This window comes from Robertmurraya kyonggiensis (assembly GCF_005116465.1).
In the GTDB taxonomy this organism is placed as follows: domain Bacteria; phylum Bacillota; class Bacilli; order Bacillales; family Cytobacillaceae; genus Robertmurraya; species Robertmurraya kyonggiensis.
This window is the reverse complement of sequence record NZ_SWBM01000003.1, coordinates 87,903-101,194: the sequence shown is the minus strand read 5'-3', so window position 1 is coordinate 101,194 and position 13,292 is coordinate 87,903. Positions and strand designations below refer to the sequence as shown.

The following is a 13,292-nucleotide window of genomic DNA, read 5'->3' as shown; positions in this document are numbered from 1 at the left end:
TTCGAATCAGCTTATCCCAAAAACGATATGTGTGGAATAAAGTCTCTTATTGAAATAAAAACAAGCCCATTGTCCAAAATAATGGTAAAGTTAAGAAAGTAGTAAATTTTAAAAGTGAGTAGGTGCACAGCATGATAGAGATAAAATCATCTTCACTAAGTGATGGAGAATTCAATAGAGGGGTATTTGCTACATGTGATATCAAAAAAGGAACGCTTATCCATGAAGCGCCAGTTATTGCTTATCCAAACGAACAGCATGAACATATTGAAAAAACCTTACTCGCTGATTACGCGTTTGAGTATGGGATTAATCATACGGCGATTCTTCTTGGTTATGGAATGTTGTTTAACCATTCCTATGAACCGAATGCAACTTATGATATTAATTTTGATAATCACACTTTTGACTTCTTTGCTTATAAAGATATAAAAGCAGGGGAAGAGATTCTCATCAATTATAATGGTGATGTGGATGATCAAGAAAAGTTGTGGTTTGATCGAGAAGACGAAGAATAAGTACAAGCAAGAGCACGTCTTGGCAACATTGCCAAAGCGTGCTCTTTTTAACTTCCTCTATACACTTGATAGCCCCAAGGAGAAACGAGTAATGGTACGTGGTAATGGGAAGTCACATTTGAAATGCTGAAGCGTACGGGAACTTTATCTAAAAAAGGCAGTTCCGGTAATTCAAGTGCTGTACTACGAAAATAATCCCCGATATGAAATATGAGTTCATAGGTTCCGATTTTCGTATCTTCTTTAGATAGAAGCGGTTCACTCAGTCTTCCGTCTAAATTTGTAACGGCTGAAGCGAGTAACTGCCATGCATGATCTCCGTAAAAGTATAGCTCGATCGTGACATTGCTTGCTGGCGTACCGTGAGTTAAATCTAATATATGCGTCGTTAATCCTGCCATATCAATCTCCTTCTTAATTTTCTGTTGCTGAGGTTACTTGTTGTTCTATTTTCGGCCATTCCCCAACAAATTCCTCTTTATCGTACGTGAGGAAGTTGTGTAAAATTCTCGCTTTGTCATCTTGGAAAAGCTGATCGGATACCGATAAAGCGAGCTTTGGTAATGCAAAACGAATCCCTGAAAGTGCTGATGCTGAAAGGCCACAGCTCACTAGAGTTGAGTAGTTGAAAACGAAGAGTCCATAAAGTGAATTTTTTCCTTGCTCATCACGACTGGTAAATGAAAATCCTGAGCTAAGATAAGGGTGAGCATCAACAAGTGGATTAGCGATTTCCTCAGGTGCAGTATACTTATCACCCCAACGTGCAATATGTTTGTCTATTAGCTTTAGCTCTGGTCGTAAAGATGGATCAGTTACGAAACCGGTACTGATGATTAGGAAATCAAAGGTATGTTTACCTTGTGGTGTAGTGACGACTACGCAGTTACTTGTAGCTTCAACATCGTGCCAAGGTGCTCCTAAATGGAGTTGGAAACCGGGCCATGCAGAAGCTCTGATAAATGTATCGTTCGTAGGTGGTTGATTAAATTTGAAGAATTGGGAAATTGCTGTGTATTTTTCTTCATCGGAAAAGGTATGAAAATGCTCGATGATACCTGAGCCTTCCATCTGGCGAATTGGATTGATCCGAGGGAGCTCTTTTCTTCGGACAAAGACATGTACTTCTGCAACTCCTTCAGATAGAGCGGCATGAGCGTTGTCAAAAGCGGATGCTCCTCCTCCTAATATCGCTACCTTTTTTCCTTTTAGTAGTTCGAAATCAATTGATTCGGAGGTATGCGCGTATCGTTCACGGGTTAATTTTTTCGAAATGAGAGGTGGGACATGCCATTCGCCTCCGCCTTGGATACCGGTAGCAAGGATGACTTTGCGCGCGAGTATTTTTTCGCTAGGGGCACCAGTACCTTCAATGTGCAAGTGATGAATTCCTTCGACTGAGGGTTCGATTAATTTCAGCTTTACTTCGTTGACTACTGGTAATTTCAAAACGTTTCGATACCAACGGAGATAGTTCATCCATTCGCCTCTTGGAATCTTATCAAGCTTTTCCCAACCTTCTTCACCTGCTTGTGAGACCCACCACGAACGAAAAGTTAAAGAGGGGATGCCGAGGTCAATAGAAGTCAATTCCTTAGGAGTTCTTAAAGTTACCATACGGGCATACGTTTCCCAAGGGCCTTCATATCCTTCTGGATTTTCGTCAATGATGAGGACGTTATAGATGCGCTCCCGCTTTAAAGCAAAGGCTGCGCTTAGGCCGCTTTGTCCACCACCGACAATCACCACGTCGTAAACATGTCCTTCAGGATGATGGAGTGGCTGCACCCATTCTGGTCCGCCAAAGTTCAGATAAGTTAGATCTCTTTTTACTTGTTCATTTAATCCTTCCAAACTCATGATTCTCTCATCCTCTCAAGCTCCCGTTATTGAATCTTTTCTTCCAAACGTAACAGGGCAATCTTATATATTTCTTTCATCGCCGTTTGGAATTCGATTTCTCGTTGATTTTGCACGCGCTGCTCCATGGCTTCGTATATTTGGTGTTTGTTTTTTCCTTTGACGGCTAAGATGAAGGGAAAACCGAATTTGTCCATATATTGTTGGTTTAAGGTGCTGAATTTGTCGTATTCCGCGGGTGTAAGATTTTTTAAACCAGCTCCTGCTTGTTCACTGACAGAATCCGGACTCATTTCAATACGCTCTCCTAAATTGGGGTGTTCTTTAATTAGGATAAGCTTTTGTTTTTCGGGGGATTGTTCCACGACGGAGACCATTTTTTCGTATAGATGCTCCAATGAAGAGAAGGGTTTTGCATTCAAAGCCTTTTCTGCGACCCAAGGGGAATGTTCAAAAATCCCACCTAGAAATTCCATGAATTCATGTTCTGTTGTTTTGTTCAATTGTTCGATCGTGAGCATAGGAGCCCTCCTTTGTGAATGAAGAACGATTTTACAGATTGAGCCTTCATATGTAATATAAAATAACATTCAAAGTTATTTTAATTAACATAATAATGCATATTTTTTGAATTGTCATTATTTATAATGACTGAAAATGAAGTCTCTTTCTGTATGTTATGCACAAATAAAGGACCCAAGGAAAGTCTCCAAGGGTCTACAGTTCTAACAGAGTTTTTAATCGCAGTGCAATTCTTAATTGTAACGTTGTTTCCGATTCCTTTAATGATTTTCCAAGAATCTCTTCGCATTTTTCGATGCGATAGACGACAGTATTACGGTGAACAAATAATCTTTTCGCCGTTTCAGAGATTTGACAGTTCGTGTCTAAGAAAACAGATAAGGTTTCAAGCAAGGTTTGTTCTTCTTCAGCCTTCGATTGAAAAAAGCCTTGAAGTGTATATCGATAAAATGTTTTTAGTTCCTTTTCGGGGATAAGTCGTAATAATTCAATGACATCCTTTGTTTGAAAGGTTTGGATGAAATTGGTTTTTTTTAACAGTTCACCTTGTTTCAAGGCGTCTAAGGCTTCTTTATATGCATGTTTGGTTTGTAAAAAGGTGTGGCTAATATTGCTGACACCAAATGAAATGGTTTTATCAAAATAGGATAGAACCATGCTTTGCAACTGTAACAATGACTTTTCGATAGAAGAATCTTGATGAATTTCGAATAAGATAATGCAACAATCCCCTAATGTGAAGAAATGGCCTTTGTTCACTTCATCTTCGATAAATTCATAAATATCGTCAATCGTTTGCTGTCGCTCTGTATAGGTGAAATAACGGTCCGTATCATCCAATTTCCCGGCGACAACATACATTTGGTTATTGGGCAATGAGAACTCTGCTGCACGATGAAGGGTTTCAGTTTCCGAGGGAAATGCCCCATCTATGAATCTTAGAAAAAAGTCATTGCGAATACTTCTTGTTTGTTGTTTCAAAGCCTGTTCTTTCATGAGCGCAAAAGAAATTACATTAATGGCTTGATCAATCGTTAGCAATGTAGATGGATTGTAATGCTGGATGTCCCCCATGACAGAAAGGAAACCGATTTTTTTCTCACTAAAATAAATGGGGAAAAGTGTATAGGCTTGTCTTGTTGCACGTAAGGAAAAAGCGATACTCGATGTGTTCTTAACGGATAAGGTGAAAGCTTCTTTTCGAATAGAATTCATGAATGTAAATAATTCTGAATCAGAATTCGTTTTAAAAATAGGTTTTAAATGTTGGTTAATCAACTGGACTGGATAACCGATAGTCTGAGATAAATCCTGAAGTAATTTGGGGATGCCTTTTCCTTGTAAGATTAACTGGGTAAATTGCTTATGTGTCTCAAACGCAAGTGAAAGCTCGGTAGCCCGTTTATCAGAAATAGCACGTAATGTATGATTCACGATTTCACCCAGGGAGATCTCTATTGGAAGGTCGATAATTGGGAAGGACAATTCATTTGCAAGGTCGATAACAGACTGGGGAATCTCCTTTAAAAATCGTTTTGTTTTGATCCCTAAAGCAGCACAGCCTTTTTCGCTCATCATACGAATCAATTCAGTTAACTGGTCGGGATGATCTTTTACATGATAGGCAGTCGTAACGAGTAATTCGTTCTGATTTAAAAAATGGATGATGTCGGGTGCATCCATCATGTTCACAGTATGGACTTCTCGCTCTTTACCGGATGCTCCGGCAATCATGTTCATCCCTGCAAAATGAGGAACAGCTAATAGTTCGCTTACTTTCATTACGACACCTCTTTTGAAAAATTCGGAATAATTAATATTATACATAACTTTCCTTGGTTAAGATAAACAAAAGAACTTAATAAATTTGTGTATAAGTGATAATGATGTTTGATGGTGGAATCTGTAAACTTAATCTAATACATACTTTTATTTTTTGATAGGGGGTGACATGTATGGCCATTCAAATGAGAGAGCATAAAAAAGATTCGGTTAGTGAAATGATTGAATGGCTTGCTAGGTTTGGACGAACGGCAAACGGGGGAGTTACTAGGCTATTGTTTTCAAAGGAATGGCGTGAAGCTCAAGATGCGTTGAAGGATAAGATGGAGAGCCTTCAGCTTCAAACCTATTTTGACAGCGCAGGAAATTTATTCGGTAAACTGCTCGGAACGGAACCAGGCGGTAAAACGATTTTAACCGGTTCTCATATTGATACTGTGTTGGACGGTGGTAAATATGATGGAGCCTACGGAATTATTGCGAGTCTACTAGCAACCACTCGATTATTTCAGAAATATGGATTCCCGAAAAAAACAATTGAAGTGATTTCTCTCAGCGAGGAAGAAGGAAGTCGCTTTCCATTAACATTCTGGGGTTCAAGGAATATCTCAGGTGCTTATAATTTAGAGAATGTGAAGGATTTAGAAGATGACGACGGAATTCCTTTTTTAGAAGCGATGAAGGAATCGGGTTTCGAACCAAAAGAATATCAACCTAGCATTCGTACCGATATTGAGAGATTTGTTGAGATTCATATCGAACAAGGGATGATTCTCGAAAAAAATCAAAACACGATTGGAGTCGTCTCGCATATTGTTGGTCAGCGCCGCTATACGATCAATGTGGTTGGGGAAAGCAATCATGCAGGGACGACGCCTATGCTTTATAGAAAAGATGCAGTCAGTACAACATCGAAGTTGATTACGTATTTAACGGAAAAAGCAAAAGAATTTGATCCACAGCTAGTAGCCACAGTTGGGAAGTTAAATGTCATGCCTAATGTTTCTAATGTGGTTGCTGGTGAAGTGGAATTTAGTTTAGATATTCGGCATCATCAGGAGGATGTGCTTAATCGTTATTGTGAGGATATTTTTACAGAGTTTGAGAGACTTTCAACCGATTTGGAAGTTCGCATATCCCAATGGATGGATGTAAAGCCGATTGCGATGGATGAAGAAATGAATCAAATGATTCGCCAAATAGCAACGGAAAAGGATATTTCCTATCAAGATATGGTTTCGGGTGCAGGGCACGATGCTCAAGTGTTTGCGTCAATATGTCCCACTACATTGATTTTTGTACCGAGTCAAAATGGCATCAGTCATTCTCCAAAAGAGTTTACGAGAATAGAAGATTTGGAGACAGGGGTCAAACTGTTAACTGAAGCTTTATACAAATTAGCTTATTAAGGAGATGGATAATATGCGTTTTTCAGAGTTAAATACGCCGAAGAGAACGATTATGACTCCTGGACCAGTTGAGGTCGACCCGCGCGTACTAAGGGCGCTCAGCACACCTATTTTAGGTCAGTTTGATCCAGCGTTCACAGAAATTATGAATGAAGTGATGGAAATGCTGAGGCAGGTGTTTCAAACAAAGAATCATTGGTCATTTCCAATTGATGGGACCTCACGTGCTGGGAATGAAGCGGTGCTATCCAGTCTAATTGAACCCGGTGACAAGGTCCTTGTACCAATCTATGGTCGCTTTGGACATTTGCTTGTTGAAATTTGTGAAAGATATGGTGCAGAGGTTCTTACGATTGAATGCCCGTGGGGAGAAGTGTTTGAGCCGGAGGTTGTCATTGCGGAAATGAAGAAGGTTTCTCCTAAAATTGTAGCGATTGTTCATGGGGAAACCTCGACGGGAAGAATGCAGCCACTTGAACAAATTGGGAAGGCATGTCGTGCTCAAGATGTATTACTTGTCGTTGATGCTGTGGCTTCTATTGGAGGTGTTGAGGTAAAAACGGATGACTGGTGTATTGACGCAGTCATTGGTGGAACTCAAAAGTGTATCTCTGTTCCATCTGGAATGGCGCCGATTTCGTATAATGAGCGGGTCGAAAAAATTATTCTCGCACGAAAAAAAGTTGAGCGAGGAATTGCAACGGAAGATGACGATCGCTATGTGCGGAGTAGTCTACCAATCGCCAGCAATTATTTTGACTTAGGCATGTTACAAGATTATTGGAGCCCGAGAAGATTAAATCATCATACAGAAGCAACTTCAATGGTCTATGCTTTAAGGGAAGGCTTGCGACTTGTGCTTGAAGAAGGATTAGAAGATCGTTTTGCTCGTCATAAATTCCACGAAGAAGCTTTGGTCGCAGGAATTGAGGCGATGGGGCTAAAATTGTTCGGTGACCCAGTAAATAAACTTACTTGTGTCACTTGTGTGGAGATTCCAACTGGTGTTGATGGAGAAGTAGTGAGGAGTATGCTCCTTAAAGAGTTTGGCATTGAAATCGCCTCTTCATTTGGCCCACTACACGGGAAAATCTGGCGAATTGGAACGATGGGATATAGCTGTCGAAAAGAAAATATTCTTTCGGTCCTAGGTGCGCTGGAGGCTTGTTTGATTCGCCATGGTGCGAAGGTTAATCGAGGAGAAGCATTGCAGACTGCTCTTGATCTGTACGAATCAAAGGCGGTGAGCTAAAATGCCAGATTACGATTTGATTATTCGGAATGGATTTGTTGTTTTACCAGAAGAAGTGAAGAAAGCGGATATTGGAATTAAAGATGGTGTTATCGTCAAAATTGAGTCCGAGATTGCTGGGATAGCCAAAGAGGAACGAGATGAAACAGGAAACTATCTTTTTCCAGGCATGATTGATGTTCATGTCCACTTTAACGACCCGGGAAGGGATACATGGGAAGGCTTTGAGACAGGTTCGGAAATGATGGCGGCTGCAGGCTGCACAACGTTTTTTGATATGCCACTAAACGGTATACCTTCCACGATTGATAAGGAAGCCCTTTTTCAAAAAGTAGAGAAAGGAAAAGAAAAATCGATTGTTGATTTTGCCCTTTGGGGGGGACTTGTTCCAGGGAATGAAGAGAATTTAGAGGAGCTCTCTGAGGCAGGCGTTATTGGTTTTAAGGCTTTTCTTTCAGAATCAGGGAATGAGGAATTTGAACGAGTCGATGACATGACCTTATTGAGAGGTATGAAAGAAATTGCTTTTTTAGGTAAAATTCTTGCTCTCCATTCAGAAAGTGATGCTATGACGAAATGGTTAGCTGCTCAAAAAAGGGAGAAAGGTTTATTTACTGCAGATGATTACTTAGAGACTCGCCCCATTCTTGCTGAAGTAGAAGCAGTTGAAAGAGTGTTATCTTATGCTAAACTAACAGGCTGCTCGATTCATTTTGTTCATATCAGCAGTGCAGCAGCTGTTGAAAAAATAGAAGAAGCAAAAAAACAGGGACTCGATGTAACGGTTGAAACTTGTCCTCATTATTTACTGTTTAATCACGATGTTCTCATTGAAAAAGGAGCGATTGCCAAATGTGCCCCACCGTTACGTGAGAAAAGTGAGCAAGAGAAATTAGTGCAATTAATATTAGATGGCAAGTTTGATATGGTTGCTTCTGACCATTCTCCGAGTCCGTATTCGATGAAAGATCCAAACATACATCATTTATTCAATGCATGGGGAGGAATTAGTGGCGGGCAGTTCACTTTATTATCGATGATTGAACTTGCGGTGAAGCACGACTTTCCTTTTTCAAAAATTGCTCTGATGACTGCAACGAATCCAGCGGAACGCTTCGGACTTTCTACAAAGGGGAAGATAGAACTCGGCTATGATGCTGATCTCGCAATCGTTTCATTGGCCGAAAATTTCACAGCAACTGAAGAAAATTTCTTTGCAAAGCATAAGCAGAGCATTTATCTCGGTCATACTTTTCCAAGCAAGGTTAAGACAACAATATGCAGAGGAAATGTAGTCTACGAGAATGACAAAATCATGAAACATAATGGGGAATGGCTCAGTGCTTCACATGCACAACAGATTAGGATTTGAAATTACTTCAAACAATGTATTACTATAGGGTAAAGAAGCCAATTCTATAAATGGATTGGCTTCTTTTCTTTTATTTATAAAATGATTGGATGGAAATAATGAATAATACAGTCAAACTTAAGATAAAATCAACTTTCGCAAAGAATCTTCGAGCTGGTTTTCCCCTTATAAACAAAGAGGCGGCTCTTAATTTGAAGGATACTGTCGTAGAAGGAACAACGCTTGAACTCGTAGATGAGAGCGGTAATTTTCTTGGTAAAGGGTATTTTGGTCAGCAGAACAAAGGAATTGGATGGGTTTTAAGCCGACAGCAACAAGAAGAATTTGATGAGAAATTTTTTGAGAAGAAGTTCAAGCAAGCAATTGAAGGACGAAAATCTCTTTCTAAAGATCCTGAAACAACAGCTTTTCGCGTGTTCAATGGTGAAGGGGACGGAATTGGCGGACTGACGATCGATTACTTTGACGGCTACTACCTGATTAATTGGTATAGCGAAGGCATTTATCATTTTAAAAATCGAGTCGTCCAAGCACTTACAAACATCGTGAACTATAAAGGTCTCTATGAGAAAAAGCGTTTTGCTGAACAAGGAACGTATATTGAAGATGATGATTTTATTGCAGGCGAAAAAGCACCGATTCCTCTTATCGTTAAAGAGAATGGGATGAACTTCGCCGTTTACTTGAATGAAAGTGCGATGGTTGGAATCTTTCTTGATCAAAGAGATGTTCGCAAAACAATCAGAGATAAGTATTCGAAAGGGAAGAACGTGTTAAATACGTTTTCTTATACAGGAGCCTTTTCGGTTGCTGCGGCAGTTGGAGGAGCTTCGAAAACGACCAGTGTCGATGTAGCGAATCGTAGTAAAAGTAAGACGATTGAGCAATTTAGTTTAAATGAAATTGACTATGAAGCACAGGATATCATTGTTGAAGATGTGTTTAATTACTTTAAATATGCGGTTCGAAAAAACTTGCTGTTTGATTTGGTGATCCTTGATCCTCCGAGTTATGCACGTTCTAAAAAGAATACGTTCAGTGCAGCCAAAGATTATCCTGATTTACTAGAAAAGGCAATCCGAATTACAGAGAAGGATGGGGTGATTGTAGCCTCTACGAATGCTAGTACATTTGGAATGGATAAATTTAAAGGATTTATTGAGAAAGCCTTTAAGCAAACAGGTGATAAATATAAAATTCTTGAGGAATTTAGACTCCCATCTGATTTCAAAACCATAAATAATTTTAAAGAAGGAAACTACCTGAAGGTTGTTTTTATAAAAAAGTTAACTTAATTATATAAAGAAAAATTGGAGATACTATCCATAATTGTCAATGCAGGAGGGCGCGTTATGGATGGAAAAGAAAATGTAGTATCCGTTTTTGCTTTAGGTGGTTTGCACGAGATCGGAAAAAACATGTACGTAATCCAATGGTCAGACAATATGATCATTATTGATTGTGGAAATAAGTTTCCCGATGAAAGTTTGTTAGGAATTGATCTGATTATTCCTGATATTTCTTTTTTAGACGAAAATAAAGACAAGGTTCGGGCATTAATCGTTACCCATGGTCACGAGGATCATATTGGCGGTATTCCTTATCTATTAAAGAAGTTGAATATCCCTGTGTATGCAACTCGTTTTACTCTTGGATTAATTGAATTAAAGCTAGAAGAACATAAACTTTTAAGAGATACCGAATTAATAGAAATAGATTCAAATTCAAAGCTGAATTTTGGAAAAATGGACATTGATTTTTTCAGAGTCAACCACAGCATTCCAGACTGTCTTGGAATTGTGTTTCGAACGCCACAAGGGAATATTGTCCATACGGGAGATTTTAAGTTTGATTTGACACCTGTTAATCATGAGTTTTCTGATATTCATAAAATGGCTCAGATTGGTACAGAAGGAGTCTTGCTTTTATTATCAGAAAGCACGAATGCTGAACGACCAGGGGGTACTCCTTCTGAACAAATGGTCGGTGAACAAGTATTAGAAGCCTTTATCAAAGCGACCGGGAAAGTAGTCCTTACCACATTTGCATCCAATATAAATCGGGTTCAGCAGGTGGTAGAGGCTGCCATAAAGACCCGTCGTAAGTTGGCATTGCTAGGTCGGAGTATGGTCAATGTTGTAGAAGTAGCGATTGAACGAGGATATTTACATGTTCCAGAAGGAATGATTATTGACCCGAATGAAATCAATGAGTTACCTCCGGAAAAAGTCGCCATTCTCTGCACAGGAAGTCAAGGAGAGCCATTAGCTGCTTTATCTCGTCTCTCAACTGGGAATTTCAGAGGAGTGGAAATTTTACCAGACGACACGGTGATTCTGGCGGCTGGTCCAATCCCTGGGAATGAAAAAGGTGTATCTAAAATCATCGATAATTTATTTGCGATTGGAGCCAAGGTCCTTTACGGTTCGGGAAAAGGACTGCATGTATCAGGTCATGGCTACCAGGAAGATTTAAAGCTGATGCTTACTTTGATAAAACCGAAATATTTTATTCCGATTCATGGGGAATATCGAATGCTTCATCAACATCGTTTATTGGCTGAGTCCGTTGGGGTAGAAAAGGAAAACACTTTTATTATAAAAAATGGAGAAATCGTTGATATTAAAGATTCCGTGGCTCGCCAAACTCGAGAAATCCAAGCAGGCAATACATATGTGGATGGAATAGGAGTTGGTGATGTTGGCGATATCGTCCTTCGTGATCGTAAGCAGCTCTCTGAGGATGGAATGCTCGTGATTGTGTTAACGATGAGTAAGTCAGATAAAAAGTTAGTTTCTCGACCTGATACGATCACACGCGGGTTCGTGTATGTGCGGGATTCGGAGGAACTATTAAGAGATATGAATCGTCTTATCGAAAAGACAGTCAGCGACTTACAATCTGCCAATAAAGGCCAATGGGGCGTCATCAAACAAGGCCTAAAGAAAACACTAGGAGAATACCTATTCAATCGAACCAAAAGAAGACCCATGATCCTGCCGATTATTATTGAGATCTAAAAGACCTGAAAGGGTCTTTTATTTTTGGATAAAAAATGGCTCACTATGATAGAAACATGGCTTAGATATGAATAGGAAGGCTAGTTTTTCATTTTCAGATTTTCATTCTTTAAAAACTCGATTTTTCATTGGTCTTGGAGCATTCATGAAGACAACTATTAGAAGAATCCGGTGAATAATGTCCGCATGAACCGTTCATGAAGCCAATTATTAGAAGAATCCAATGAATAATGTCCGCATGGAGCGTTCATGAAGCCAACTATTAGAAGAATCCGATGAATAGTGTCCGCATGGGGCATTCATGAAGCCAACTATTGGATGAATCCGGTGAATAATGTCCGCATGGAGCGTTCATGAAGACAACTATTAGAAGAATCCACTAATTTCTGTCCTTATGAAACATTCATTAAGAAGAGTGTAGTGAGAGGGAGCATTCAGCACCGCCCGCGGTAAGTGCCTCCCTGAGCGAGAATCAAATCTAGAGCCTTGGGCCCTTTGTATGTATGTGTAGTAAGGGAGTAAATAGTCTCCGTTGCAAACATATGGAAGTTGAGATACCATAGTAATGTATTGTTTTTAAGAGTTAAAGCGCTAAACAAACACATCACATCATCATAGAAAGTTGGTATCGATATGATTGAGAAAAGTGTAATATTTTTTGATATAGATGGAACATTGCTTAATCATGATAAGGAATTGCCTGCTTCAACAAAAGAAGCTATTTTTGCATTAAAAGAAAAAGGTCATGAAGTTGCAATTGCCACAGGTCGAGCTCCGTTTATGTATGAAGACTTACGAAAAGAATTAGATATTAACACATTTGTCAGCTATAACGGACAATATGTTGTGTTAAATGGAGAAGTCCTTCACAAGAATCCACTAAACATTTCGTCCCTTGTAAAATTAACAGAGGCTGCTCTAGAAAACGAGCATCCTATTGTGTATATGGACCACGAGGATATGAAGGCGAATGTGCCTGACCATGACTACATAAAAGAAAGTATTAGCACGTTGAAAATAGAGAAGTACCCAACTCATGACCCTAATTATTATAAGGAACGGGATATTCTTCAATCCCTTCTATTCTGTCCAGTAGGAGAAGAGAAACAGTATGAGGCTGTCTACAAGGACTTTGATTTTGTCCGCTGGCATCCTGTTTCCGTTGATATTCTTCCAAGAGGCGGTTCTAAATTAAAGGGAATCGAGATGATTGTTGAAAAGCTCGGCTTCCCGAAAGAACGTCAATATGCATTTGGGGACGGATTAAATGATAGAGAAATGCTCACACATGTTTATAACAGTGTAGCAATGGGGAATGGAGAAGAAGAAATTAAAGCTGTCGCAAAATACGTTACGAAATCCGTTGAAGAAAATGGGATTCTCCACGGGTTAAAAATGGTTGGGTTATTATAAAAATTGGAAACTCCATATAGGCATGCCGTGCCTGTATGGAGTTCTCCTTTTTAAAATACTGTTCTTTAAAGGTTGATGTTAATATCCTAAGGCCAATATTAACGTAGAAAGAGACAATTTTTGCTAATTACATTGTCTCAAGCT

The 13,292-nt window shown here is 39.4% G+C and carries 11 protein-coding genes; 7 read left to right on the top strand and 4 right to left on the bottom strand.

The features are described from left to right. Positions 1 to 131: 131 nt before the first annotated feature. Positions 132 to 518 carry an SET domain-containing protein gene (locus FA727_RS14240; protein WP_136831937.1) on the top strand — a complete coding sequence of 129 codons (387 nt, stop codon included), beginning with the start codon at positions 132 to 134 and terminating at the stop codon, positions 516 to 518. A 47-nt stretch (positions 519 to 565) separates the two neighbouring features. Here the strand turns inward: FA727_RS14240 and uraH are convergent, their stop codons facing one another. From uraH to FA727_RS14220, 4 genes are all read right to left on the bottom strand, one after another. Further along, positions 566 to 919, bottom strand: coding sequence for a hydroxyisourate hydrolase (gene uraH, locus FA727_RS14235; RefSeq protein WP_136831935.1), 354 nt, complete (start codon positions 917 to 919; stop codon positions 566 to 568). 13 nt (positions 920 to 932) lie between these two features. Beyond that, positions 933 to 2,378: an NAD(P)-binding domain-containing protein gene (locus FA727_RS14230; RefSeq protein WP_136831933.1), complete on the bottom strand. Its 1,446-nt coding sequence runs from the start codon at positions 2,376 to 2,378 to the stop codon at positions 933 to 935. 26 nt (positions 2,379 to 2,404) lie between these two features. Then, positions 2,405 to 2,881 carry a 2-oxo-4-hydroxy-4-carboxy-5-ureidoimidazoline decarboxylase gene (gene uraD, locus FA727_RS14225; RefSeq protein ID WP_306461675.1) on the bottom strand — a complete coding sequence of 159 codons (477 nt, stop codon included), beginning with the start codon at positions 2,879 to 2,881 and terminating at the stop codon, positions 2,405 to 2,407. Positions 2,882 to 3,095: 214 nt separating this feature from the next. Next, the gene (locus FA727_RS14220) at positions 3,096 to 4,682 is read right to left on the bottom strand and encodes a PucR family transcriptional regulator (protein ID WP_136831929.1); all 1,587 of its coding nucleotides are present in this window, start codon (positions 4,680 to 4,682) and stop codon (positions 3,096 to 3,098) included. A gap of 173 nt (positions 4,683 to 4,855) precedes the next feature. On the opposite strand from FA727_RS14220, the gene allC reads away from it, so the two are divergent. From allC to FA727_RS14190, 6 genes are all read left to right on the top strand, one after another. Then, positions 4,856 to 6,091 (top strand): allantoate deiminase, encoded by a 1,236-nt coding sequence (gene allC / locus FA727_RS14215; RefSeq protein WP_136831927.1) that lies wholly within the window; start codon positions 4,856 to 4,858, stop codon positions 6,089 to 6,091. A 13-nt stretch (positions 6,092 to 6,104) separates the two neighbouring features. Next, entirely contained in the window at positions 6,105 to 7,343 is a 1,239-nt protein-coding gene (locus FA727_RS14210) for a pyridoxal-phosphate-dependent aminotransferase family protein (protein ID WP_136831925.1), read from the top strand. A gap of 1 nt (position 7,344) precedes the next feature. Further along, positions 7,345 to 8,715, top strand: a complete 1,371-nt coding sequence (locus tag FA727_RS14205) for an allantoinase (RefSeq protein ID WP_136831923.1) — start codon at positions 7,345 to 7,347, stop codon at positions 8,713 to 8,715. 98 nt (positions 8,716 to 8,813) lie between these two features. Further along, on the top strand, positions 8,814 to 10,010 hold the full coding sequence (locus FA727_RS14200) for a class I SAM-dependent rRNA methyltransferase (protein ID WP_136831921.1): 1,197 nt from the start codon (positions 8,814 to 8,816) through the stop codon (positions 10,008 to 10,010). A 57-nt stretch (positions 10,011 to 10,067) separates the two neighbouring features. Continuing rightward, positions 10,068 to 11,735 carry a ribonuclease J gene (locus tag FA727_RS14195; RefSeq protein WP_136831919.1) on the top strand — a complete coding sequence of 556 codons (1,668 nt, stop codon included), beginning with the start codon at positions 10,068 to 10,070 and terminating at the stop codon, positions 11,733 to 11,735. A gap of 633 nt (positions 11,736 to 12,368) precedes the next feature. After that, positions 12,369 to 13,148, top strand: coding sequence for a Cof-type HAD-IIB family hydrolase (locus FA727_RS14190; protein WP_136831917.1), 780 nt, complete (start codon positions 12,369 to 12,371; stop codon positions 13,146 to 13,148). Positions 13,149 to 13,292: the final 144 nt, after the last annotated feature.